The 24,153-nt window shown below is 72.6% G+C and carries 23 protein-coding genes; 13 read left to right on the top strand and 10 right to left on the bottom strand.

Features of this window, described 5'->3' with window-relative positions:
- Positions 1 to 27: 27 nt before the first annotated feature.
- The gene (locus tag ACGIF2_RS09930; protein ID WP_396046074.1) at positions 28 to 918 is read right to left on the bottom strand and encodes a DUF4190 domain-containing protein; all 891 of its coding nucleotides are present in this window, start codon (positions 916 to 918) and stop codon (positions 28 to 30) included.
- A 274-nt stretch (positions 919 to 1,192) separates the two neighbouring features.
- On the opposite strand from ACGIF2_RS09930, the gene ACGIF2_RS09925 reads away from it, so the two are divergent.
- The 5 genes from ACGIF2_RS09925 to ACGIF2_RS09905 all read left to right on the top strand — a co-directional run bounded on the left by ACGIF2_RS09925 (position 1,193) and on the right by ACGIF2_RS09905 (position 4,786).
- Positions 1,193 to 1,660, top strand: a complete 468-nt coding sequence (locus ACGIF2_RS09925) for a hypothetical protein (RefSeq protein ID WP_396046072.1) — start codon at positions 1,193 to 1,195, stop codon at positions 1,658 to 1,660.
- A 27-nt stretch (positions 1,661 to 1,687) separates the two neighbouring features.
- Positions 1,688 to 1,984 carry a hypothetical protein gene (locus ACGIF2_RS09920; RefSeq protein ID WP_396046070.1) on the top strand — a complete coding sequence of 99 codons (297 nt, stop codon included), beginning with the start codon at positions 1,688 to 1,690 and terminating at the stop codon, positions 1,982 to 1,984.
- Positions 1,981 to 3,372: a hypothetical protein gene (locus tag ACGIF2_RS09915; protein WP_396046068.1), complete on the top strand. Its 1,392-nt coding sequence runs from the start codon at positions 1,981 to 1,983 to the stop codon at positions 3,370 to 3,372. The genes ACGIF2_RS09920 and ACGIF2_RS09915 overlap by 4 nt, the downstream gene beginning before the upstream one ends.
- Positions 3,373 to 3,407: 35 nt before the next feature.
- On the top strand, positions 3,408 to 4,187 hold the full coding sequence (locus ACGIF2_RS09910) for a hypothetical protein (protein ID WP_396046066.1): 780 nt from the start codon (positions 3,408 to 3,410) through the stop codon (positions 4,185 to 4,187).
- Positions 4,188 to 4,267: 80 nt separating this feature from the next.
- Entirely contained in the window at positions 4,268 to 4,786 is a 519-nt protein-coding gene (locus ACGIF2_RS09905; protein ID WP_396046064.1) for a hypothetical protein, read from the top strand.
- 97 nt (positions 4,787 to 4,883) lie between these two features.
- Here ACGIF2_RS09905 and ACGIF2_RS09900 read toward each other — a convergent pair whose 3' ends face one another.
- Positions 4,884 to 5,405 carry a hypothetical protein gene (locus tag ACGIF2_RS09900; protein ID WP_396046062.1) on the bottom strand — a complete coding sequence of 174 codons (522 nt, stop codon included), beginning with the start codon at positions 5,403 to 5,405 and terminating at the stop codon, positions 4,884 to 4,886.
- 74 nt (positions 5,406 to 5,479) lie between these two features.
- On the opposite strand from ACGIF2_RS09900, the gene ACGIF2_RS09895 reads away from it, so the two are divergent.
- On the top strand, positions 5,480 to 6,283 hold the full coding sequence (locus ACGIF2_RS09895) for an alpha/beta fold hydrolase (RefSeq protein WP_396046060.1): 804 nt from the start codon (positions 5,480 to 5,482) through the stop codon (positions 6,281 to 6,283).
- Between the two features lie 106 nt (positions 6,284 to 6,389).
- On the opposite strand, the gene ACGIF2_RS09890 is transcribed toward ACGIF2_RS09895, so the two are convergent.
- Together ACGIF2_RS09890 and ACGIF2_RS09885 are read right to left on the bottom strand one after the other, a co-directional pair.
- Positions 6,390 to 7,028: a DedA family protein gene (locus ACGIF2_RS09890; protein ID WP_396046058.1), complete on the bottom strand. Its 639-nt coding sequence runs from the start codon at positions 7,026 to 7,028 to the stop codon at positions 6,390 to 6,392.
- Between the two features lie 26 nt (positions 7,029 to 7,054).
- Positions 7,055 to 7,525: a nitroreductase family deazaflavin-dependent oxidoreductase gene (locus ACGIF2_RS09885; RefSeq protein ID WP_396046056.1), complete on the bottom strand. Its 471-nt coding sequence runs from the start codon at positions 7,523 to 7,525 to the stop codon at positions 7,055 to 7,057.
- Between the two features lie 112 nt (positions 7,526 to 7,637).
- On the opposite strand from ACGIF2_RS09885, the gene ACGIF2_RS09880 reads away from it, so the two are divergent.
- Positions 7,638 to 8,270 (top strand): GyrI-like domain-containing protein, encoded by a 633-nt coding sequence (locus tag ACGIF2_RS09880; RefSeq protein ID WP_396046054.1) that lies wholly within the window; start codon positions 7,638 to 7,640, stop codon positions 8,268 to 8,270.
- Between the two features lie 30 nt (positions 8,271 to 8,300).
- On the opposite strand, the gene ACGIF2_RS09875 is transcribed toward ACGIF2_RS09880, so the two are convergent.
- Complete coding sequence (locus ACGIF2_RS09875) at positions 8,301 to 9,611, bottom strand: alkaline phosphatase (protein WP_396046052.1); 1,311 nt, start codon at positions 9,609 to 9,611, stop codon at positions 8,301 to 8,303.
- 253 nt (positions 9,612 to 9,864) lie between these two features.
- Here ACGIF2_RS09875 and ACGIF2_RS09870 point away from each other — a divergent pair, with 253 nt between their 5' ends.
- From ACGIF2_RS09870 to ACGIF2_RS09855, 4 genes are read left to right on the top strand one after another with little or no spacing between them, the layout of a single operon-like run.
- Positions 9,865 to 11,208: a glycoside-pentoside-hexuronide (GPH):cation symporter gene (locus ACGIF2_RS09870; protein ID WP_396046050.1), complete on the top strand. Its 1,344-nt coding sequence runs from the start codon at positions 9,865 to 9,867 to the stop codon at positions 11,206 to 11,208.
- The gene (locus ACGIF2_RS09865; RefSeq protein ID WP_396046048.1) at positions 11,205 to 14,210 is read left to right on the top strand and encodes a glycoside hydrolase family 2 TIM barrel-domain containing protein; all 3,006 of its coding nucleotides are present in this window, start codon (positions 11,205 to 11,207) and stop codon (positions 14,208 to 14,210) included. The genes ACGIF2_RS09870 and ACGIF2_RS09865 overlap by 4 nt, the downstream gene beginning before the upstream one ends.
- Positions 14,207 to 15,874 carry a glycoside hydrolase family 36 protein gene (locus tag ACGIF2_RS09860; RefSeq protein WP_396046046.1) on the top strand — a complete coding sequence of 556 codons (1,668 nt, stop codon included), beginning with the start codon at positions 14,207 to 14,209 and terminating at the stop codon, positions 15,872 to 15,874. The genes ACGIF2_RS09865 and ACGIF2_RS09860 overlap by 4 nt, the downstream gene beginning before the upstream one ends.
- 2 nt (positions 15,875 to 15,876) lie before the next feature.
- Positions 15,877 to 16,509: a TetR/AcrR family transcriptional regulator gene (locus ACGIF2_RS09855; RefSeq protein WP_396046044.1), complete on the top strand. Its 633-nt coding sequence runs from the start codon at positions 15,877 to 15,879 to the stop codon at positions 16,507 to 16,509.
- Positions 16,510 to 16,640: 131 nt separating this feature from the next.
- On the opposite strand, the gene ACGIF2_RS09850 is transcribed toward ACGIF2_RS09855, so the two are convergent.
- Positions 16,641 to 17,957, bottom strand: coding sequence for an MFS transporter (locus ACGIF2_RS09850; protein WP_396046042.1), 1,317 nt, complete (start codon positions 17,955 to 17,957; stop codon positions 16,641 to 16,643).
- Between the two features lie 125 nt (positions 17,958 to 18,082).
- Entirely contained in the window at positions 18,083 to 19,363 is a 1,281-nt protein-coding gene (locus ACGIF2_RS09845; protein ID WP_396046040.1) for an MFS transporter, read from the bottom strand.
- A gap of 212 nt (positions 19,364 to 19,575) precedes the next feature.
- Here ACGIF2_RS09845 and ACGIF2_RS09840 point away from each other — a divergent pair, with 212 nt between their 5' ends.
- Positions 19,576 to 20,370, top strand: a complete 795-nt coding sequence (locus ACGIF2_RS09840; RefSeq protein WP_396046452.1) for a hypothetical protein — start codon at positions 19,576 to 19,578, stop codon at positions 20,368 to 20,370.
- A gap of 2 nt (positions 20,371 to 20,372) precedes the next feature.
- Here ACGIF2_RS09840 and ACGIF2_RS09835 read toward each other — a convergent pair whose 3' ends face one another.
- Positions 20,373 to 21,395 (bottom strand): acyltransferase family protein, encoded by a 1,023-nt coding sequence (locus ACGIF2_RS09835; RefSeq protein WP_396046038.1) that lies wholly within the window; start codon positions 21,393 to 21,395, stop codon positions 20,373 to 20,375.
- Between the two features lie 131 nt (positions 21,396 to 21,526).
- Between ACGIF2_RS09835 and ACGIF2_RS09830 the strand changes: the two genes are divergently transcribed.
- Positions 21,527 to 22,453: an Fpg/Nei family DNA glycosylase gene (locus ACGIF2_RS09830; RefSeq protein ID WP_396046036.1), complete on the top strand. Its 927-nt coding sequence runs from the start codon at positions 21,527 to 21,529 to the stop codon at positions 22,451 to 22,453.
- Between the two features lie 34 nt (positions 22,454 to 22,487).
- Here ACGIF2_RS09830 and ACGIF2_RS09825 read toward each other — a convergent pair whose 3' ends face one another.
- Both ACGIF2_RS09825 and ACGIF2_RS09820 read right to left on the bottom strand, forming a co-directional pair.
- On the bottom strand, positions 22,488 to 23,153 hold the full coding sequence (locus ACGIF2_RS09825) for a DUF1684 domain-containing protein (RefSeq protein WP_396046034.1): 666 nt from the start codon (positions 23,151 to 23,153) through the stop codon (positions 22,488 to 22,490).
- A gap of 153 nt (positions 23,154 to 23,306) precedes the next feature.
- Positions 23,307 to 24,053, bottom strand: coding sequence for a GTP pyrophosphokinase family protein (locus ACGIF2_RS09820; protein ID WP_396046032.1), 747 nt, complete (start codon positions 24,051 to 24,053; stop codon positions 23,307 to 23,309).
- Positions 24,054 to 24,153: the final 100 nt, after the last annotated feature.

Below are 24,153 nucleotides of genomic sequence, written 5' to 3'. Positions count from 1 at the left end.
GGGCCCGTTCCGACGTGGGACGTCGGGTCAGCCGATGTTCCAGAACACCTTCTCGCCGGTGAACGACATGGTCTCCTCGAGGGACACCGTGCCGCCGGTGATCGCCTCGGCGGGGACGTCCATGCAGACGTTGTACGCCGCCGTGCCCGTGGGGTTGAGCGTCGGCACATCCATCTCGGGAATCGGCGTGATGGCGCCGCACGAGCTGGCGTCGTACTGGCGAGCGTCCGTGCCGACGAAGCTGGCGGTCAGATCGACCCAGGGGTCGCCCTCGTCGGTGCCGTTGTAGACCACTGACAGGTCGACCAGCACGTACTGGTTCGCCGGGGCCTCGTTGTACATGTTCACCGCGGCGAGGACCTCGTTCGCGGAGGTGTTCACCGCCGTCACCGTGACCGTGTACTCCCCGACGGTCGCGGACTCGCCCAGGGCGAGCGCGGCCTGCTCGGCCTGAGCGGCTTCGTCCTCGTCCAGCCCGGAGCCCAGGTCGCTCTCCTGGTTCTCCGCGTCTGCTACCGCGTCCTGCACGGAGTCGTTGATGGCGTCGACGGCCATGCCGGCCACGACGTTGACGATGATGGCCACGACGATCGCGATCGGCGCGATGATGACCCCCGCCAAGGCGAGGCCCTTGCCTCCGGCGGCGCCGGACTTCGCCTTGCGCCGACCGAGGATCCCGAGGACGAGTGCGACCACGCCACCGACGATCGACGCGAAGTTGATGACGGGGACGAAGCAGAGGAGCAGCGAGATGATCGCCACGACCAGGGCGGCGACCGCCAGGCCATTGGTCGGTGCGCTCTGGGGTGCAGCCGGCGGGAAGTGCTGCGGCGTCGGCTGGCCCTGCGGGTACGGCTGCGGCGGGTGCTGGTCAGACCCGGCTGGCGGGGGGAGGTAGCCGGGAGGCTGCTGAGACATGCACGGACTCCTAAGATCGCGCCGCTGGCTGGGTGCTCCGGCGGCGGGTGGCTGCACCGATGGCACGAGACGGCCCGGGGCAGGCAGACCGTAGCGTGCAGGTGGAACGGGAGATCCCGGCTAATTCGGGTTCGTCCGTGAGATGTCACTCGGGAGGCGTAGTGGCTCACTCTCGAGCGCCGACGGCACGACTCGACGCTGGACTCGCCGGTGCCAAAGCACCTGGTCAGCTAGTCTCCGTCGGGTACCCGCAGGCACCACTCAGGAGGACGGCGTGGTCGATCAGTCTCACGCAGCCGGTCAGGGCGTGCTCGTCTTCCGTCGGCTCGACGCCCCGGCCGCACCGGAGGCCGCGCGGCTCGACCTGTCCTCGGGCCTGCTCACGCCCGCGCAGACGTCCTGGCGGCGCCGCCCGGTCGTCATCGACGGGAAGGCGTTCGCTGAGGTGCGCGGCCGCAAGGATGGCGTCGACCTGGTCGTCGAGCGGGCCAACGGCTGGCGCGTGGCGAGCGCCCCCCTGCTCGAGGTGACTCAGAGCAGTGCGGTGACGGCACCGCCCGAGCTCCTGGACGGGCTCGCCGACGCGATCGACCGTTTCGGCCCGCGCGGCGCCGCCGATGCGGTCGCCCTGCTCCGGCTGCAGTCCCGATACCTGCGGCATGACGGCGGGCCCGCGCAGACGTCTCCGTTCGCCCGGAGGGTCGCCGGCCTGTCCGAACGCTTCGCCCGTCTCGGCTTCTAGGACCGCACAGATCCAGGGAGACCACCTGTGAGCTTCACTGTCGACATCGCGGCGCTCGATACGGCCGCCACCGAGCTGGACACCGTTGCGGCGAACTTGCGGGCCGCCGACGTGGCCGGCCCGTTCGCGCCGATCGGTGAGGCGTTGCCCGGCACCCAGACCGCCGAGGCGGCTGTGTGGGTCTCGACGCGCATCGGGGCGGCGGTCCAGGTCATGGGCGACCACGTGGCGGCGATGTCGGCGAGCGCGTCGGGCACGGCCGCGTCGTACCGGACCTCTGACGCCGCCGCTGGTCGACGCTTCTCCTCGGTCGGTGCTTCGTGACCACGACACTCACCATCGACGCGGTCCGGGCGTGGCGGCCGGAGGCCCTTGCGGACGCGGCGGTCGGCGTCGGCACTGCGCACGAGGCGGTCGCCGCTGAGGTGAATGCCGCGAAGGCCGCGGTGGAGAGGCTCACCTCGGTGTGGCACGGGCCGGCCGCTGACGCCGCCGCCGAGCGGATGGCGCGGGAGGCGACAACTGGCACGGCCCTCGCCGACGCCTTGGAGCACGCCCGGTCCGCGCTCGTCGCGGGAGCCGCGGACATCGGCGCGGCCCGCACGGCGCTGCTCTCGACCGTGGCGTCGATCCAGGACGAGGGGTTCACCGTCGCAGCGGACGGCGCCGTGACACCGCGGACCCTGCCGCCCGTGATGACCGCGCCCGGCGATCCCACGGGGGCTGCGGCCGCCCGAGACTCCCGGCAGCGCGCGCTCAACGCGGCCGCGGTGGACCACTCCGCGCAGCTCGGGACGGCGCTCGCAGTCGTGGCGGTGGCCGACACGCTCACGGCCGACAGGCTCGCGAAGGTCGAGGTCCCCCAGGTGCTGGAAGCGGCCGTGCAGGCGTACCTGCAGCGCCTCACGGACAGCCACGATGCGCTGGGGGCGCTCGGCAGCGTCGGCGCAGGCGGGGTTGCGCTCGCGATGGTCGTCAAGAAGGGCATCGGGACCGCGACGAAGGGCAGCGCCTACCTGCAGTTCCTCAAGGCCTCGTTCGCCCCCATCACCGACTACGGCACGATGGTGAACAACTTCGCCAAGTCCGACGAGATGCTCGATCTGTTCTCGAACGGGTCCAAGAACGGCGGCATCCTCCGGTTCGTCATCGGCTCGAAGGCGGCGACGGCCGTGGGAAAGATCTTCCTCCCGCTCACCGTCGTGACCGGAGGCATCGACGCCATCACCGGCGGAGGATACGAGGGGGCTCGGGGCTGGGCGACACGCGGCTTCGGCGCGGCCGGGGCGTTGGGGGCGGGCGCGCTCATCGCGTCGGGGGCCGGACTCATCGCCCTGGGGCCCGTCGGGCTCGCGGTCGCGGGAGCAGCCGTCCTGGCCTACGGCGCCTGGAGCGTGGGCAACCTCGTCTGGGACAACCGCGAGGCCATCGGCAACTTCTTCCAGTCGGTCGGCGGCCACATCGCGGACGGCGCCTCGGCGGCCTGGAGGGCGACGACGGGGGTGGCCTCGGACGCCTGGAACGCCACGACCGGGGCAGCGTCGGACGCCTGGAACGCCACGACCGGGGCAGCGTCGGACGCCTGGAACGCCACGACGGGCGCGGTCTCCGATGCCACCGACTGGGCCGGTGACCGGCTGAGCGACGCCGGGAATGCGATCGCCGACGCGGGCAAGGGCGCCCTGCACACCCTGTCCTTCGGCTTCCTGTGACCGGCACGGCGACAGGACGAGACGAGAGCGAGCAGATGAGCGACGAGACCGGTTCGACGGGCGACGGCACCGAGACGGTGCCGGTGGGCGTCCTGACCGACGAGGAGCTCGCGATCCTCGCGGGCGACACCGGCCTGGTCGTGACGCCTTTCATCGCGGGTTTCGACGAGGCCGAGCGGGAGGTCGCCCTGCGCACCGCGTACCGGGGGCTGGTGGCCCGCGGGATCGTCGACCCGCCCACGCCGCAGGCACGCATCGACGCGATCGGTGAGCCGACCGTCGCCCTGCAGGTCCGCCAGGACGTCCTCTCGATCGTGACGCTCCGGTCGGCCGCGACCGCGGTCGTGGCGATCGCGCGGACGAGCGTCGTGCATCAGGACTTCTGGTACGCCCACGTGGTCCAGGAGGTCGCGCTGCTCGAGGAGGTCGGCGCCGACGGCATGCACCGCTTCGCGCTCGCACAGGCCGACGACTTGCCTGGCCTGGTCGTCGCGGCGGCCCTGCACCCGGAGTGCGGCGACGGGTCGGGGGAGCCGATCGCCCTGGACCCCGGCCAGACGGAGCCGCCGATCGAGGTCGCCGAGCGGCTCGGCGGCGCGTTGCTGCGGTCCGACGTGGTGGTCCGGTGGGCCGGCGACGACCACGCGCCGCTGCTCGGCCTGTTCACCGGACCGGCGGGTGCCTGGGTCGTCGAGGCGCGTGAGGGCACGGGCGCGCCGCTCGCCGCGGCGCCGAGCACGCGCGACGCGTTGGAGTCCCGGATCCGCGGCGACGTCGCGCACGTCGTCGCGCGGTCCCGGAGCGCCGCTCGATGACCACGTCGACCGGCCGTGTGCCCGTCCCGAGTCTCACCACACGTTCCGCCCTCGCCTGGAGCGTCTCGACCGCGGCTGCGGTGGTCGTCGCCGCGGGCTATGTGGGTGTCACGCAGCCGCAGAACCGTTGGGCGGTGGCGATCGGGCTGGTGGTGCTCGCGGTCGCGATCCTGCTGGTCGTTTCGGACAGACGCTGGCTGGACACGGCGCCGGGCGCGGTCGGCAGGTCCCGCCTGGGGAGGCACCGGCGCGTCCCCCTGCAGCCCACGTCGAGCGTGCAGCTCATCTCCAATCGCGGTGGCGGGGTCCTGCTCGTCACCCGACCGCAGAAGGGGCGCCCGATCAACATCGCCGTCCTGCTCCTCAGCGACTACGTCGAGCGATCGTTGCCCGCAGACTTCCTGCGCCTGCTGGCCGACACCATCGAGCGCGGCCGCCCCGGCGGCGCCCGATCCGTCGTCGCCGAGCTCCGTGCCCAGGCGGACCACGTGGCCGGCGGCGGATCGGCGCGGACGTCGCCGCTGGCCGCGCGCGCGACGTACGGCGCGATCAACGCCGCCAAGCTGGGCGGCGCCGGTGGAGTGGCCGGGCACCTGTAGCCGTTGGGTGACGACGAGCACGGCGCCGGCTGCCGCTGGCGGCTCGGACACCACGGGCGGCTCCACCTACTACAAGAACTGTGACGCTGTCCGCGGGTCAGTGGAGCATGATCTTCAGCAGGATCACGACCATCCCGAACCCGACGGCGACCGCGATCTCGCCGATCAGGGACCACCGCCGCGCGCCCGCCCGGTAGGCGGCGAACGCGCCGGCCGCGCCGAGCAGGGCCACCGTGAACCACAGCGCCGTCCATGCGGCTTCCCCGACGTCGCGCCCGAACAGCCGGGCCACTGCGAAGACGACCAAGGTCGGCAGGCTGCCGAGCAGCACCGCGGTGTTGTTGCGCAGCGCGTGGACCAGCCGCCGGCCGGTCGTGCGCTCGTGGTCGTGGAAGCGGCCGCCGACCGCGTCGACGTAGACGTGCGCGAGCCAGAAGGTGACGGTGACGAGGCCGGTCGCGAACAGCACCGAGGTGCCGTCTTGCGCGCTCGCGCTCGAGACCGCAAGGACCGAGCCGGACAGGAGCGCACCGTAGAGGAACTCGCCCATCTGGTGTTCGCGCCCGAGCCTGCGCGCCGTGCGACCGAAGGGGTTGCCCTGGTCCGCCTCGTCCGTCATCACCCCATCGTGGACGACGGTGACGCAGCGGACCCGCGGAAGGGCCGGTGCGGCAGGCTCCCTAGGCTGGGGCCATGCCGTCCGCAGAGCGCCCTTCCCTTCCCTCGCTCCACGCGACCGAGGTCCCCGGTACCGGTCCGCTCGTCGTCTTCCTCCACGGGCTCTTCGGCCAGGGGAAGAACTTCTCCGGCATCGCCAAGGCGCTCAGCCCGGACTTCCGCTCGCTCCTGGTGGACCTGCCCGACCACGGCCTGTCGGGCTGGACCGAGCGGCTCGACTACACCGTCATGGCTGACGCCGTCGCGGCGCTCGTCCGTGAGCGCGCCGGCGACGGCCCCGTCCACGTCGTCGGGCACTCGATGGGGGGCAAGACGGCGATGCAGCTCGCGCTGCGGCACCCCGACCTCGTCGACCGCCTCGTCGTGGTCGACGTCTCGCCGGTGGAGACGGCCGGGACGGGGGAGTTCGCGCACCTGCTCGACACCCTCGCCGGCCTGGACCTGGCGACCATCGAGACCCGTGGTGACGCGGACGCCGCGCTCGCCGGGCCGATCCCCGACCCGACCGTGCGGGGCTTCCTGCTGCAGAACCTGCGCAAGGACGACACGGGCGCATGGGTGTGGCGGGCCAACCTGGCGATGCTCCGCCGCGAGCTCCCGGCCATCTCCGGCTTCCCTGCCGGGGACGAAGCCCCCTTCAACCACCCGGTGCTCTGGGTCGCGGGCGAGCGTTCGGACTACGTCACCCCCGAGCGCATCCCTGCGATGCGCGCGCTCTTCCCCCGCGCCCGTCTGCTCACCGTCAAGGGCGCCGGTCACTGGGTGCACTCCGAGCGCCCCGACGTCGTGGTCGAGGCGCTGCGGGCGTTCCTGGGCTGAGAGGGGTCGGCGGGGCGGAGGCTCGTGATCGGCTCGCCGGGAAGAGTGGCTTCTCGCGACGGTTCCTGCTGCGGCCGGCGACCGGCGCTTGCGCGAAACCACGAGGTCAGTGCGGCGGGGTGTCATGCCCGGTGCTGCGCCCCGAGGGGTGCTGTCGCCGACGCACCGACCAGATGACGAGCGCCACGACGACGACGAGTGCGAGCACAAGGGCCACGTCCCGCCCGAGCCGCTGCTCGACCGCGGCGAACGACGCGCCGGCGACGTAGCCGACGAGCACCATGACGATGCCCCAGCTCACCCCGCCGACCACGTTCCACGCGAGGAACGTGCCGTAGGGCATGCGCGCTGCACCGGCCAGGGCAGGCATGAGCGCCCGGAGGAACGCGACCCAGCGGCCGAGCAGCACCGCGATCCCGCCACGCCGCGCGATCAGCGCCTGGGCGCCGTCGATCCGCGTGCGGTGACGGCGCAGCGCACGGACGTCGACCAGCCGTGGGCCGAGCCTGCGGCCGACCAGGTAGCCGATCGAGTCGCCCACGACAGCGGCGACCACCACCGTGGTCATCATCAGCCAGAGCGGGACGTGGCCCCGGTGCGCGGCCACCCCGCCGAGGATCGCAACGGCCTCGCCGGGCACCACGAACCCCACGAAGAGGGCATCCTCCAGGAGCACGACGACTCCCACGACGGCGAGCACCACCCAGCCGGGTTCCTCGAGGATCCGCTGAAGCAGGTCGCCCATGCGCTGCCCGTTCTCCGCCTACCCGGTCACCTGATCGGCAGGATCTCGAAGACCGGGTGGTCGGCGGCCTCTGCGGCGAATGCCTCCACCGGCGCGTCCTTGTCGGCCCGGAAGTGCCGGCGGGGTGGCACGGTGATCGCGAGGTACGCCTTGAGCACGGGGGCCGCCTCGTCGGGGCCGAGCTCGCGCACCGTGCACTCCTCGGTGCGCCCGCCGCGCTGCAAGGAGACCCGGCCGGAGGCGCGGGCGTTGTGCACCCACGAGACCTGTCCGTACGGCGACACGAGCCATCGGCGCCCGTCGCTCTCCACCGGGGTCACCGGGTGCGTGAGCGGCCGGCCGGTGCGCCGCCCGGTGGTGGTCAGCAGGTAGGAGCGGGGGAAGATCCCGCGGCTGACGAGGAGTCCCACCATGGCGTCGATCGCGCGACGTCCGCGTCCGGTGCGAAACGTGGGCAGACGCGCTGTGCCGTCGGTACCGTCAGGGCGTTGCGGCATCGGGATCTCCTCGGCGTCACCAGCTCAGACCGACACCGTATCCAGAACCTCCGACGCCGCGCGTGGGCCGCCGGAGCGTCCGCCCACCCCAGTCCCGGCAGAGAGGCCCCCCGTGCAGACGTACGACGTGAAGAAGGCGCTCCCCGAGCTGTACGCGCCCAAGCCCGGCGACTTCCAGGTGGTCGACGTGCCGGAGATGGCGTTCCTCATGGTCGACGGGCACGGCGACCCGAACACGTCGGACGCCTACCGTGACGCGATCGAGGCGCTCTACACCGCGTCGTACGCGGTGCGCGCGGTGGGCAAGACGCAGCTGGAGAGGGTGCACACCGTCGGCCCGCTCGAGGGGCTGTGGTCGGCCGCCGACCCCGCAGCCTTCGCAGCCCGCGACAAGAGCGCGTGGGACTGGACGATGATGATCGTCCAGCCCGACTGGATCACCCCGGAGATCGTGCAGGAGGCGCTGGTCTCGGCACGCAAGAAGCGGCTGCCGGCGCTCGACCTGGTGCGGTTCGAGCGGTACGCCGAGGGCCGCAGCGTGCAGATCCTGCACGTCGGCTCCTACGACGACGAGTCGCCGACGCTCGAACGCCTGCACCAGGAGTACCTGCCCGCGCACGGGCTCACCTTCGCCGGGCGTCACCACGAGATCTACCTGTCCGATGCGCGCAAGACCGAGCCCGCGAAGCTCCGGACGGTCCTGCGGCAGCCGGTGACGTCGCTCGGCGGCGACGTCACCGGCTGACCCGTTCGACCCGCTCGACCTGTGTGGCGGCTACCGCCCGCCGCGCATGGCCCGCAGGATCACGTCGTGCACGCCGGTCGAGTGCTGCGCCCGGGCCAGGAGCTCTGCCGACGGTCCCTGCGCGGTCAGCGGTGTGGCGGCGCCGGTGTGCGACCCGGTCGTCCAGTCGATCGTGAACTGCAGGTCGGAGCCGGCGATCGGGAACGGGCCGTCCTCGGTGCTCTGCAGCACGTCGGGGCTGGTGCTGCCCGTGTCGCCGGACTCGTCGTCGGGGTCGACGTTCTCGATGGCGAGCCCGCCGGTCTCGTGGTCGCCGACCACCACGACGAGGGTGTCGCGGTTCGTGGCGGCGAACTCCGTGAGGAGCGCGACGGTCTCGTCGAGCGCCTGCCCGGCCGTGAGCGTCAGGGTCGCGTTGTTGTTGTGCTCCATCTCGTCGATCGCCTCCTCCTCGACGAGCAGGAAGAAGCCCTGCCGGTCGCGGGAGAGCACGTCGAGCGCCTTCTGCGTCATGGTGCGCAGGGGCACGACGGGGTCGTACTCGTCGCCCTCGCCCTCGGGGGCCTGCTGGAACATCTCCTCGTTGGCGAACAGCCCGAGGAGTCGCGTCGCGTCGGTCACGGCGAGCTCCTCGGGGGTGCTGACGTACGTGTACCCGGTCTCCTGGGCGCGGGTGATGAGGTTGCCGATGGTGCTCTTGCTGACCTCGGCCGGGCTGTCGGCGGGGTCGTCCGGGTAGGCGCCCACGTCGCCGACGGGCAGCCACCAGTCCTCGCCGCCGCCGAGGATGACGTCGGGGCGGCTGTCGTCGACGTACTGCCGGGCGATCTCGCTCTGGGTGCCGCGGTCGGGGACGTGCGCACCGAACGCGCCGGGTGTGGCGTCCGTGACCTGCGCCGTCGTCACCAGCCCGGTCGCCTTGCCCAGCGACTTCGCGGCCTCCAGCAGCGACCCGACGGGGTTGCCGTCCGGGTCGACGGACACCGCGCCGTTGTAGGTGCGCACGCCGGTGGCGAAGGCCGTGGCCGATGCGGCCGAGTCCGTGACGGCGTCGTCCGGGTCGGCCGAGTCGGTGTACGTCCAGCCCGCGTAGCGGAGCTGGTCCATCGCGAGCTGCCCGTCCTGGCCCACGGTGGCCAGGCGGATGGCGTCCCGTGCGGCGATGCTCATGCCGTCGCCGACGACGAGGATGACGTTCTTGGCGGTCTGTCCGCCGTTCCCGCGGTCGTCGTGGTCGCCGCGTCCGCGGTCCCCCTGCGTGCCGCCGGCCACCAGTCCGAGGATGAGGACGGTTGCTCCGGCGGTGCCGACCAGTGCCTGTCGTGAGTCGAAGAGTCGCATCTGTGCTGCCCCCTGGGTTGAACGTCGTTGTTCACCTCGGCCTCTGCCAGGGCCGCGCAGGCCCTGCGGTCTCGACCGTACGCCCGTCGTCGGAGCGCGCATCCCGGGCAGCTCCCGGTTCGAGCGGGCGAGACGGCGGCGCCGCCGCCCGGCATTCCGGGCCGAAAATGTCACACGTGTGTTATTTTTCCGCGAACGCACGGCAGAGCTGCCGGGCGACGGCGCGACGACGCGCGGAGACGGAGCAACGCACATGATCGGCTGGCGCACCAAGCTCGCGTACGGCTGGGGGAGCCTCGGGAACAACATCGTCTACGGGTTCGTGGCGACGTACCTCGCGGTCTTCTACACCGAGGTGATCGGCATCGCGGCGGCCTCCGCGTCGGTGCTGTTCCTCGTCGTCCGCGTGGCCGACGCGGTCCTCGACCCCGTCATGGGGCTCATCGTCGACCGCACGTCGACGCGCTGGGGCCGGTTCCGGCCGTACCTGCTGTTCACGCCGCCGGTGCTCGCCGTGCTCACGGTGGCCGCGTTCTCGATCCCCCAGCTCGACTCCACGGCGACGCTCGTGCTGGCCTACCTGAGCTACCTGCTGTGGGGCGTCTCGTTCACGGTGATGGACGTGCCGTACTGGTCGATGTCCGCGGCGCTCACCCTCGACGCCCGGGACCGCACGTCGCTGGTCATGGTGCCGCGCACGCTCGCGAACATCGGCTTCATCGGCGTCAACATCGTGACCCTGCCGCTCGTCACCCTGTTCGCGGCGGACGGCCCCGCCCAGCGGGGGTGGCAGATCGTGGCGGCCCTGTACGCGGGCACGGCCGTGGTGCTGACCTGGACCACGTTCTTCCGGGTGCACGAGCGCGTCGAGGCCCCGGCGACGCAGCACTACGGGTTGGTGGAGATGGGGCGGCTGTTCGCGAAGAACGCGCCGCTGCAGCTCATCCTGCTCGCGATGCTCCTGACGGAGGTCGCCTTCACGGTGCGCAGCATCGTCCCGGTGTACTACCTGACCTACAACTTCGACGCGGCGGGCATGGTCCCGGTGTTCATCGGCGTCTTCGCGGTCACGACCCTCGTGGGTTCGCTGCTGAGCCCGGTCCTCGCGAAGCTCTGGGGCAAGCGCAGCGCCGCGGTCGTCGGGATCGCCGTCACGACCCTCGCGTCGCTGGGCGCCTGGCTCACCGGCTACGCGGCGCTCGCCCCCGTCCTGGGGTGGATCGCCGTGGCGGGGCTCGGCTACGGCGTCACCAACATCACGCTCGTCTCGATGCTCACCGACACCGTCGAGTACGGCCAGTGGCGCACGGGTCGACGCACGGAGGGCCTCATCTTCTCGAGCAACATCTTCAAGACCAAGATCGCCTCCGCCATCGGTGCGTCCGTCGCCCTCGCGCTGCTCGCGGCGTTCGGGTACGTCGCGGGCGTGCAGCAGAGCCGGGCGACGCTCGACGGCCTGCACCTGACGATGACGGTCCTGCCCGGGGTCGTCGGCGCCCTGGCCGTCGTGCCCCTGCTCTGGTACCGGCTGGGTGAGAGCCGGCACGCCGAGATCGTCCAGGAGATCGACCAGCGCGACCAGCGGGTGGCCGTGTGAACCGCGAACGGCTGGCCTGCGACGTCCGCGACCCCGAGGTCGTGGGCTACGGCCGGCTGCCGCAGCGCGGCGAGCGGGCCGCGGCAGACACGATCAGCCGCATCGGGCTGCGCGGGACGTGGGCGTTCCGGTGGGCACCGACGTGGGACGAGGCCCGGCTCGACGAGGGGGCGCTGGCTGAGCCCGACGGGTCGTGGGGGGCGATGCCGGTCCCCGGTGTGTGGGAGCTCCACGGCAAGGGGACGCCGTACTACCTCGCGTTCCGGTTCCCCCCGGCGCTCGGCGTGCGCGGCCGTCGGCTGGGCACGATCGATCCGCGCGACACCCCGACGGGCGTCTACCGCAGGCAGGTCCGGATCCCCGACGACTGGGCCGGTCAGCGCGTCACGCTGCGGTTCGAGGGTGTGAAGTCGGCCTTCCACCTGCTCGTCGGCGGCGAGGTGGTCGGGTACAGCGAGGGTTCGATGACCGGGGCCACGTTCGACCTCACGGACCGGGCCGTGCCCGGCGAGGAGATCACGGTCGTGGTCGTCGTGCACCGCTACTCGACCGGCACGTTCCTCGAGGACCAGGACATGTGGTTCCTCTCGGGGATCACGCGCGACGTGTGGCTCGAGGCGGAGCCCGCGCACGGACCGTGGGACGTGGCCGTGACGGGCGACTACGACGCCGACAGCGGCCTCGGCGCCCTCCGGGTCGAGGTCGAGGGCGGGCGCGGCACGTGCCGCGTCGAGCTCGACGGCACGGTCGTCGCGGACGGGCCGCTCGGGGACGGCACGACCGTGCTCGAGGCCTCCGCGCGCGTCGTGCGGCCGTGGAGCGCGGAGGCCCCGCACCTGCACGACGTGACGGTCACGACGACCGACGGCACGGACGTCGACGTGCGCCACCTGCGCGTCGGGTTCCGGCGCGTCGAGATCGTCGGCGAGGAGCTGCGCGTCAACGGCCGGGCCGTCGTGCTGCACGGGGTCAACCGGCACGACTTCCACCCCGTCGGCATCTGGGACGTGCCGAGCGACGTGCGGGTCCAGGACATCGCGCTCATGAAGCGGGCGAACGTCAACGCCCTGCGGCTGTCGCACTACCCGAACCCCGACGAGGTGTACCGCCTGTGCGACGAGCTCGGGCTCTACGTGCTCGACGAGGCCGAGGTCGAGTCGCACGGGGTGCGGCGCCGCGGCATCCCCGGCGACCGGGCCGCCTGGCAGCCGTCGGTCGTGGCGCGCGTCGAGGCCATGGTGCGGCGATCGCGCAGCCACGCGTCGGTGATCATGTGGTCGCTCGGGAACGAGGCGGGCGACGGCGAGGCGTTCCGGACGGCTAAGCGTGCCGTCCGGGCGCTCGACCCGACGCGACCCGTGCACTACGAGGGCGACACGTCCCTCGAGACGTCCGAGGTGTTCTCGCTGATGTACCCGACGCCGCAGCTCGAGCGGGCGATCGGCGAGGGCCGGGACGTGCGCGTCGGCCTCTGGCAGAACGTCCTCAACGCGCTCGCGGCCGACACGAAGCCGTTCCGCGCCGAGCAGTACACCGGGATGCCGGTCATCGCGTGCGAGTACGGGCACGCGATGGAGAACAGCTTCGGCAACGTGGCCGCGCACGTCGAGAACTTCCACCGCTACCCGCGCTGGGCCGGTGGGTTCGTGTGGGACTGGGTCGACCAGACCATCGACGTGCCCCTGCCCGACGGGCGGGTGCGACGCGCGTACGGCGGGGCGTTCGGCGAGCGGCCGACCGACCGCTGGTTCTGCGCCAACGGGGTCGTCGCGGCCGACCGGACGCCGAACCCGGCGTACGCCGAGCTGGCGAAGGTGTACCAGCACGTCGTCATCGCGCGCACGAGCACCGGTGTGCGCCTGCTCAACCGGCACACGTTCGACGACCTGTCCGGCCTGGAGCTGCGGTGGCGCGTCGAGCGGGACGGCGAGCTCGTCGGATCGGGCGAGGTCGCCGACGTCGTCACGGCGCCCGGGACCGAGCGTGAGGTGCCCCTGCCGACGGTCGAGACCGCACAGCCCGGGCTGTGGACGCTCACGGTCGAGCTGCGGCGCCGCGAGGGCACGCCGTGGGCCGAGCCCGGGCACGTGGCCGCGTGGGAGCAGATCGAGCTCGCGCGCACGGTCCCGGCCGCCGACGACGGGGCCGGGTGGGAGGTCCTGCGCGCCGGGCACCTCGTGCACCTGCTGCGCGAGGACCGCGCCGTCTCGGTCGACGTGCGTCGAGGGGCCGTCACCTCGCTGCGGGTGGGCGGGCAGGAGCTGCTGCTGACGCCGCTCACCCTGAACCTGTGGCGGGCTCCCACCGACAACGACCGTGGGCTGTCGAACTTCGCGCCCGCGCTCGACGCCGTCGCCGGGTGGCGTGCCTGGCGGCGAGCGACCCGGCGCGCGCGCGTGCACCGGGTGCACGAATCGGCGGGCGGGGTCGAGATCGAGTGGCGGGTGCGGGGCGTGCACGCGCGGCTGGGTGTCGCCGGGGCAGGTCAGGGCATCCGCCTCGACCTCACCGTCCGCTCCTCCCGGCACGACCTCGTCCGGGCCGGGCTGATCGGCACGCTCGACCCACGGTTCGACCACGTCGAGTGGCTGGGTCGCGGGCCGGGGGAGAACTACCGCGACCGGCGCTCGGGCTCGGCGATCGGTCGGTGGACCGCGGCGGTGCCGCAGCTCGCGCACGCTTACCCGCACCCGCAGGAGAACGGCAACCGCGGCGACCTCGAACGGATCGAGCTGCGCGGCGAGGGCGTCACCCTGTCCGTGCGTCGCATCGGCGGCGACCCGTTCGAGGCCTCGGTGCGGCCGTACCCGCAGGACGTCCTCGTGGCGGCGCGCTACGCCGACGAGCTCCCGACCAGCGGTCCCGCGACGATGTCGCTCGACGTCGCGCACCGCGGCGTCGGCGGGGACAAGCCCGGCGAGCTGCTGCTGCAGCCCGAGGGTCGCCTGCCGCGGGGCACCCGCTTTCACACCGCATGGCTCGTCGAAGGGAAGGTGTCATGACCGGATGGACGCTGGGCGTGCGGCTCGGGGGTGCCGTGCGCGTGCTGGGCGCCGACGACCCCGCGGTGACGACCGGGGGAACGGGTCTCGGCTCGGGTGACGGCGCGGGCGACGGCGCGGGCGACGGCGACCTGTGGATCGAGGTGACCGCCGGCCCGGACGGCCTCGAGCTCGACCACCTCGTGATCCGGTTCGCGGCGGACGTGCGGCCCGGCGACCTCGCCTGGCTGAACGGGTACCAGAGCTGGTCGCAGTCCGAGGTGCGGCCCCTCGCGGCACGCCGGGCCCCGCTCAACCGGCTCGGGCGCGTCGCCCAGCTGCATCGGATGGGCGACGAGGCCGTCGCCGGCCGCCACCGCGACCGGCGCGCCGAGTGCTCCCACGAGGTGCTCGCGGTCCAGCGCGAGGGGCGTGCACGGCTCTGGGGCTCGCGCGTCGGGCACCAGGCGTTCACAGTCCTCGAGGTGGCGCCGGACGGCCTGCGCGCCGTGGTCGACGTCGCCGGCTGGCGGATCGGCCCGGGGGAGACCGCGCGCATCGCCTGGATCGAGGCCCGCACGGGCGACTCGGCCCCCGAGCTGCTGCGCGCCTGGGCCGGGTCGCTGACCTCGCCGCGGCCCGCCCCGTCCGTCACCGGGTGGACGAGCTGGTACCGCTACTACGGCGACATCGACGCCGCGAGCCTCGCGGGCGAGATCGACGCGCTCAGCGCCTCGGACATCCAGTTCGACGTGTTCCAGATCGACGACGGCTTCCAGACCCACGTCGGCGACTGGCTCACCTTCGCCGGGGGCTTCCCCGACGGCGTCGCACCGCTCGCCGCCGCGGCGCGGGACCGCGGGATGCTGCCCGGGCTCTGGCTCGCCCCGTTCGTGGCGTCCCGGCGCAGCGCGCTCGCGCTCGAGCACCCCGACTGGCTGCTGCGCGACGCCCGCGGACGCCGGGTCGCGGCCGGGTGGAACGGCGGGTGGAACGGCACGTTCTATGCCCTCGACCTCGAGAACCCCGCCGTGCTCGACCACCTCGCGACCGTGTTCCGCACCGCGCGCGACGAGTGGGGGTTCGGGCTGCTCAAGCTCGACTTCCTCTACGCCGCCGCGCTCGACGACCGCCCCGGTGCGACCCGGGCCCAGCGCATGCGCCGGGCCGTCAGGCTGCTGCGCGAATGGAGCGGCGACGCGGCGATCCTGGGCTGCGGGGTGCCGCTCGTGAGCGCCGCCGGACTGGTCGAGTACTGTCGCATCGGCGCCGACGTCGCCGCGAAGTGGGAGGACAGGTTCTTGCGAGCGCTGAGCTACCGCGAGCGGGTGTCCACCGTCTCCTCGATGCGCAGCACCGTCGCCCGCGCGTGGATGGACGGCACGTGGTTCGCGAACGACCCGGACGTCGTCATCCTGCGCACCGAGGACTCCCGGCTCAGCGACGCCGAGCGTCGGGCGCTGTTCGCGGTCAACACCACGTTCGGCTCGCTCGTCTTCGTCAGCGACGACATCACCGCCTACGACGCCGACACCACGTCGCTGCTCGCGTCGTGGGGCGGGTCCGGGGCCGCCCGCGTCGTCGCGCACACGCAGGCCGGCGGCGTGGACTCGATCCGCACCGGTGCCGGCACCGTCACGGTCGAGCTCGGCGACCGCACCGGCCGGGTGCTGACGGGGGGCTGAGCGTGGGAGCCAAGGAGAGGCGCCGCCTGGCGCTCGTCGCCGCAGCCCGCGAGCTGTTCCTTGAGCGCGGAGTCGAGCAGGTCACGATCGACGACATCGCCGACCGGTGCGACGTGACCCGGCGCACCGTCTACCGGTACTTCGCGACCCGCGACCACGTCGCGCTCGCGGTCGAGGTCGACGTGCTGGAACGGTGGGCCGGGCTGCTCGCCGAGCGCAGCACGCACTGGGACGGCTCCGGCGCCGACCGGTTGCGCGCGGCGTTCGAGGACATCGAGCACCTCGTCGACGACGCCGCCGACGAGGTGCGCTTCACCCGCTTCTTCGACGTCCAGACCCCCGGCGGCGACGACTCCGAGCTGGGCGGGCAGTTCCGTGCCGCCGTCCGGAGCCTGCTCGCGCCCGTCGTCGAGGTGCTGCGCCACGGGCAGGAGGACCGGAGCCTCACGCTCGTGGCATCGCCCGAGGTGACGGCCGCGACCCTGACGAACGCCTACCTCGGGCTCGCGCAGCGGGTCTACGGCTTCGGCGACCGGCTGGCGCAGGAGCAGGCCGTCGAGCCGCGACAGATGCTCACCGAGCTCGCGCGTCTGTGCGTCGCAGCGCTGACCCGCCCGGCGGCCGCTGGGCGGTGATCGGTGGGCGGTGATCGGTGGGCGGTGACCTCTGGGGAGAGACGACAGAACCCCCGTCCGGAGCACGGATGCTCCGGGCGGGGGTTCTGTCACTCACCGTGCAGGGTCAGTGCCCCCCACGCCGTGACTGCTCAGACGGGCTGTGCCGCCTGCGCGGGGACGGCCTCGACGGCCTGGGCCGCCGTGCGACGGCGGGCGGTGTCCACCCGACCGTGCACCAGGTGGTAGAGCACCGCGGACAGGACGACGACGCCCGCGAGGACGAGGTACATCTGGTCGAAGTCGAGCTGGTTCAGCAGTGCGCCGAGGGCGACCGGACCGAGGCCGATGCCCAGGTCGAGCATGAAGAAGTGCGTCGAGATCGCCACGCCCATGCGCTGCATCGGGACGAGCCCGGCGGCGACGGACTGGAGCGCCGACATGAGGGTGCCCCAGCCGAGCCCGATGAACGCGCCGGCGACGACCACGACGAAGCTCGACGTGGCCAGGCCCAGCACCAGCATGCCGACCGCGAACGCGGCGATCGCGGTGTAGACGACGATGTTGTCGCCGCGCCGGTCCTGGATCTTGCCCGCGACGAGCCGGGCGAGGAACAGCACCACGGCGTAGGCGATGAAGAACAGGCTCGCGCCGGTCTGCATGCCCCGCTCGTCGGCGAACGAGTCGAGGAAGGTCAGCACGCCCGAGTAGCAGACCGCCAGGACGAACATGGTCGTGGCGACCGGCACCACGTCGACGTGGAGCATGTCCCGGGGGTGGAACTTGCGCAGACGTGCCCGGTGCTCGGCGTCGAGCGGCTTCTCGGGGGCGTGCAGCAGCAGTGCCGTGACCATCCCGAGAGCCGAGGCGACGATGCCGGCGACGAACAGCGCGGTGTAGCCGGACTGGTGCACGAGGACGACGGCCAGGGCCGGGCCGATCGCGGTCGCGAGCGTGGTGCTGAGCGTGAAGTAGCCGGTGCCCTCGGCGCGGCGCGAGTGCGGGATGAGCGACTGGGCGATGGCCATCGCCGCCGTGCTCGCGACGCCGAACGCCATGCCGTGGATCGCGCGGACCACCAGGAGCAGGCCGAGCGAGTCGGTCATCGAGTTGACCGGCAGGTAGCTCACCGAGGCGACCACGAACACCACGAGGGCGATCAGGAGGATCCGGCGGCGGCCCAGCAGGTCGGAGAGGTTCCCCGCGAAGAGCCGGGCGATCACCGAACCGAGCACGAACATGCTCGAGGCCAGCCCGCCCGCGGTGTCAGAGGCACCGAAACGCTCGATGGCGTACAACGCCATCGTCGTCATGAGCAGGTAGAAGACGAACGCAAGGAAGAAGTTCGCCAATGAGGCGAGGACAAGATCTCGTGTCCACAGTCGTTCCTTGCCGGAGGCGCGCGTCACTGTTCTCAATCTTTCTTCAAGGGGGATCGCGAGGCCTCGCGCCTCGCTGCTCGGCGCCATGAGGTCGACTCGAGCACCCCATCATTACCCCAGAAAGGCCGATCTGCTGCCTGTGACAATTCCCACCTTCGCCTGGCTTGCCAGTCGTCGAATGAGGCGCTCTCAACGCTCATTCCGGTGCGGAATCAGCTCGCGGTTCCGTCTTCCGAGCTCGACGAAAGTGCTGCGGCGGCGTCCGGCGTCTCGTCCGCGTGCGCGATGTGCCGCAGCTGACCCCAGATCAGCACGACGAACACCGCAGACCCCGCGAACGCGAACCAGAACGGCGCTGTGACGCCCCAGTGCTGCGCCAGGATCCCGCCGATGCCCGATCCGACGACCAGCCCGCCGCAGACCCCGACGAGGTTCACGCTCCCGACGCGGCCCTGCAGCTCGGACGGTACCGCGCGCTGACGGACCGACACCGAGGTGGTGCCCCAGATGAACGCGTGGGCGCCGAAGACGAAGAAGATCGGCATCGCCACCCACGCCCGGGTCGTCAGGGCCAGCCCGAGGTGGGTGAGGGTCTCGACGACGAGCCCGATCCGCATCAGGTTCCCCAGGCTCAGCCGCCGGGTGATCCAGCCGTACGACAGCATCCCGAGCAGGCCGCCGACGGCGCTGACCGTGGTGACCAGCCCGAACCCGACCTCGCCGAGGCCCAGCCGTTCGGACGCGTAGAGCACCAGGACGGACCACGCGGCGCCGAACGTGATGTTGAAGGTGAAGATCGTCAGCACGAGGGTGCGGACCGCGGCGTGGTGCCGGACCCAGGTGAACCCCTCGGCGATGTCCTGGCGGATACGGGAGTCGTCGTCCGGGGCCCGTCCGTGCGGCGGCAGCACGATGCGCGAGACGAGGACCGCGCCGAGCGCGACCAGCACCGCCTGGGCCGCGAACGGCCACAGGGCGCCCGCGGCGAACATCGCCGCCCCGATCGGTGGCCCGGCCAGCTGGTTGACGGTGATGAAGCCGGCCTGCAGCCGGGAGTTCGCCACCGCCAGGTCGTTGCGCTCGACCAGCATCGGCAGCAGGGTCTGCGAGGTGCTGTCGGCGAAGACCTCGGCGGTGGCGAGCAGGAACAGCGCGACGAGGACAGCCCCGATCGAGACCCGGTCGGTGGCGACCGCCAGCGTCAGGACGGTCAGCACGCCGGCCCGCGCCAGGTCGACGCTCACCACGAGCAGCCGCCGGTCCAGACGGTCCGCGAGCGCGCCGGCGAACAGCCCGAAGAGCAGCGGGGGGAGCCACTGCACGGTCGCGGCCAGGGCGATCAGGCGGGCCTGGTCCGTCAGCGACGCGACGAGCAGCGGCCCGGCGGCCAGCGCCACGCCGTCGCCCAGGTTGCTCGACCACGACGAGGCCAGCAGCCAGCGGAACCGGGCGCCCAGGCGCGCGGGCGCCACGATCTCCGCAAGTCGGCTCACAAGGACCGGATGGTACGCACCGGGCGGGAACGGCCCCGCTCGTGCCCACGCCAGGTGCTGCCGGGTGGTCTGTCGCGCGACGTGGCCGTGTGGCGTCCGGACGGCGCGTGCTCGGGGCGCCCTGCTGACACGGCGCCCTGCTGACACGGCGCCCTGCTGACATCCTGTCCCCAGTCGCCGACGGCACGCCGGTCGAGGGGGAGGGGGTGACCATGCGCGTCCCGTTCCTGCGGGTCTTCGGCTCGGACGAGGCTGCTCGTGCGGCACACGACCGGCTCGACCGGATCGAGCACCTGGCGGCGGCCTCGGCCACGGTCAACCCCGTGGTGCACGAGGAAGGCCGCCCGGTGGTCCCGGCGTGGCGGCGTGCGACCGCCGCCGAGACGCGCTGGCCCGTCTCGCTGGGGATCCTGGCGGCGATCGGGTTGCAGGTGTCGTTGCCGGCGGACCTGACGCTGCAGCCGCGCTACGTGCTGCCGGCCATCGAGCTGGCGCTGCTCGTGGTGCTGCTCGCGCTGAACCCGCGTCGCATCGACCGGGCCTCGGGGCCGCTGCGCGTCGCCGGGCTGGTGCTGATCGCGCTGGTCAGCCTCGCGAACGGGTTCGCTGCGGCGCGCCTGGTCGAGCTGCTGGTCACGGGCAGCCACGGTCGCACCGGGGTGTCGGTGCTGGGGGCCGGAGCGTCGGTCTACCTGACGAACATCCTCGTGTTCGCGCTCTGGTACTGGGAGCTGGACCGGGGTGGTCCGGCCTCGCGGGCGGCGGGCACGCGCCCGTTCCCGGACTTCCTGTTCCCGCAGATGGCCACGCCGCACGTCGCCGATCCGCACTGGGAGCCGGCGTTCCTGGACTACCTGTACGTGTCGTTCACGAACGCGGCGGCGTTCAGCCCCACGGACGCGATGCCGCTGACGCGGTGGGCCAAGCTGATCATGATGCTGCAGTCGGTGATCGCCCTGGTCACCGTCGCGCTGGTCGTGGCCCGGGCGGTCAACATCCTCGCGTGACGTCACGCGCGCACGGGGGTGCGCGCGTCGAGACGGACCCGCAGGCGCTGGACGGGTCGTTCGACGAGCCACCAGCTCGCGGTCGCCGCGGCGAGGGTCAGCACGACGACGAGCACCGACGCGACGATCCCGCCGACCGGTTCGAGCCACCGCATGATCGCCGCGTTCCACAGGTACGCCGCGTACGAGATCGTGCCGAGGTGCAGCAGCGGGCGCAGCGCGGGGCTGGGGAGCCGCTCCCAGCGGGACGCGTAGGTGATGAGGACGGCGGTGCCCGCGGCGATCGTCGGCGCGACGAGCAGGTACATCGCGGCGCTGTGGGCGAGGCCGGGCACGGCGGCCGCGAGGGCGATGGCTGCGAGGATCGCGACCTGCAGCGTGCGCCGGTCCTGAGGGGCGCTCGGCAGGACGCGGCTGAGCTCGGCACGTCCGAGGTAGGCGACCGAGCCGATCATGATCGTCAGCCACCACGACGACGGGAGCGCGTAGATGCGCGCGACGTCGGGCTCGGTGAGCTTGATGGTCAGCACGCACATCATGGCGACGCCCGCACCGAGCAGGATCACGACGCGGCGCAGGCCCACGCGCCGGAACCCCCACATGAGCACGAGCGGCCACAGCAGGTAGAACTGCTCCTCGGTCGCCAGGGTCCACAGGTGGTAGAGGCTGCCGCTGCCGTGCGGGATGCCGGGGATGTTGGTGGTGTAGGTGAGCGCGACGGCGACGCTCTGGGGTACCAGGTCACGTTCCCCCAGGTGGTTCAGCACGCCCTCGACCAGCACGTAGCCGAGCAGCAGGAGCAGCAGCGGCGGCACCAGCCGCAGCGCACGGTTGCGGTAGAAGACGGCGAGGCGCACCCCGCCCGTGCGGTAGATGTCGCGGACCACCACCCCGGTGATGAGGTAGCCGCTCAGCGCGAAGAAGATCGTCACGCCGACCACACCGGCTCCGCCGAACAGCGGGTGTGCGTGGTTGAGCAGGACCAGCAGGACGGCCAGTCCGCGCAGCAGGTCGAGCCCAGGCATTCGAGCGTGCGTCGCGATCACCCCCCTGGCGATGCCCGATATCGACCCTATGTCACGATCCGGACCGGGTCAGCCCGAGTCGGCCCGAGCCGGCCCGAGCCCGTCAGGTGTCCCGCGTAGGCTGCTCGACCGTGCCTGAGGGTCATACCGTCCACCGCGTCGCGCGCCAGCTCGCGCGCGACTTCGTCGGCCGTCCGCTCGCGGTCAGCTCGCCCCAGGGGCGGTTCGCGGCCGGTGCCGCACTGCTCGACGGGCGCGCCGCGACCGCGTCGCGCGCGGTCGGCAAGCAGCTCTTCCTCGAGGTCGAGGGCGGCCTCGTGCTGCGCGTGCACCTCGGGCTGTACGGCGCGTGGGACTTCTACGGGCAGATCACCCCCGTGACGGAGGGCATGGCCGCGCTGGGCAGCATGGGTGCACCGCGCCTGCGCCGGGCCGTGCGGATGGGCGAGGAGGAGCGCGAGCGCGCCGCCGGGGCCGGCGACGAGCAGTTCCCGCCGCCACCCGTCGGGCAGGTGCGTGTGCGGCTCGCCACCGACGTGAGCGTCGCCGACCTGCGCGGACCCGCGGCGTGCGAGGTGCTGGACCCGGTCGAGGCGGCGGCGGTCGTCGCACGGCTCGGTCCGGACCCCGCGAGCGAGGACGACCTCGACACCGCCGGGGCGCGGGTGGTGCGGCGCATCACGTCGCGCCAGGCCCCCGTGGGTCAGCAGCTCATGGACCAGTCGGTCGTGGCCGGCATCGGGAACATCTACCGCGCCGAGCTGCTGTTCCGGGCCCGGCTGGACCCGTGGACCCCGGGGCGCCACGTCCCTCCCGAGGCGGTGCGGGCGCTGTGGGACGACTGGGCCGTGCTGCTCGACGACGGCATCCGCACGGGCGTGATGCTCACGCGCGAGGACCTGGACGACGCCGGGCGGGCGCGGGCGCTGGTCGACCGCGCCGAGCGGCACTGGGTGTACGGACGCGCGGGCGAGTCGTGCCGTGTGTGCCGCGGGCCCGTGGTGGTCGAGGAGATGGCCGCGCGCAAGCTGTACCGCTGCCCGGCCTGCCAGCGCTGACCTGGCCCGGGCCGACGAGCGGCGACGCGGCGGCTCAGTCGCGGGGCAGCAGCTCGGGCCCGGGCGCGAGCTCGCCCACCGGCACCTCGACCTCGAGGACGTTGCCGCGGGTCGCGAGCGGGCACATCCACTCCGGGTCGTAGGCGCACGAGGGGTTGTAGGCGAAGTTCAGGTCGAGCACGAGCGGCCCGCGCCCGTCGTCACCGCTCGTGCCGAGGTCGGCACCCTTGATGGTGTCGAGCAGGTACCGGCCGCCGCCGTAGGTGCCGCCGGGGCGGCCCGCGAGCGCGTCCTTGACGGGCAGGAACACCCCGCCCGCGTACGCGCGCAGCGCCCACACGGACAGCGAGCCCAGGCCCTCCAGGGCGACCCGGCCCACCCGCTCGAACGGGACCACGCCGTCGGTGCCCGTCACGACCTCGAGGCGCTGGGTCGAGGCCTGACGCACGCGGACCTCGAAGCGGTACGCGGGGTCGTACGGTGCGACGGGCAGCCCGCGGAACGCCCCGCGCGCCTCGGGCAGCAGCGGTGAGGCGGGGTGCTCGGCGAACAGCTCGTCGCGCCGCTCCCGCCACAGCGTGTGCGCGGCGGCCGGGTCGTCGGTGGCCGTGCGGCGCACGTCGGCGTACATCTCGTTGACGCGGCGGCGCCAGTCGTTGACCGCGAGCACGTCGGCGGCGGGGCCTCGGGCATCGGGCATCTGGCCACCCTGCCACGCCCGACGCGGTTCGGCCGGGGGAGCGCGGGGCGTGTCAGCCGACCGGCCGATGTCGCGCCAGGGACGTTCCGGGAGCGAACGGGAGAGATGCGGACAACGCGTCGCACCGAGCCGTCGGGCGCCCGTCGTCGCAGGTCAGGGCCGTGGGTGCGCGCCGCGCAGGAACTGCTCGAGCACCTCGCGGGAGGGGACCAGCCTCTCGCGCTCGTCGGCGATCTGCCCGGCGGCGCTCGCCGCGCTCCTGATCTGGAGCACCTCCTCGTGGAGGTGCTCCATCGTCTGGTCGAGCCGGTGCGCGGTGTCGGCGGCGTCCTTCAGCTCGGCGATCAGCTCGGCGGGGACGGCCTTGTCGTACTTGTAGTAGATCTTGTGCTCGAGGCTCGCCCAGAAGTCCATCGCGATGGTGCGGATCTGGATCTCGACGGTCACGGGCTCGACCCGGTCCGACATGTACACGGGCACCTGCACGATCAGGTGCAGGGACTTGTACCCGTTGGGCTTGGGCTCCGCGATGTAGTCGCGCTCCTCGAGCACAGTGAGGTCCTGCTGCCCGACGAGCATGTCGCGGACCTTGTAGATGTCCGACTGGAAGCTGCACGTCACGCGCACCCCCGCGACGTCGAGCACCTGCTCCTTGATGTCCGCGAGCGTGAACGGGATGTTCTTGCGGCGGGCCTTGAGGATGATGCTGTCGGGCGACTTCAGGCGCGAGGCGACGTGCTCGATGGGGTTGTAGTCGTGCACGTAGTTGAACTCGTCGCGCAGGATGTTGAGCTTCGTCATGACCTCGTCGATGCCGAACCGGTACGACATCATGAAGCGGGTGAACTCGTCCCTGAGCTCGAGCAGCGAGTCCATGTCGGGCGTGTGATCGGCGGGCACCGGAGTTCCTTGGGTCGTCCCGCCCTGGGTGCAGGCGGCGCCGTGGGGAGGGGCGCGGCGTCGCGGCCACGATGCTAGCCCGCCCGCCTGGACGGTCCCT

Source organism: Cellulomonas sp. P22 (assembly GCF_044392165.1).
The sequence above is the reverse complement of the archived record's forward strand: the minus strand, read 5'-3'. Positions and strand labels throughout refer to the sequence as shown.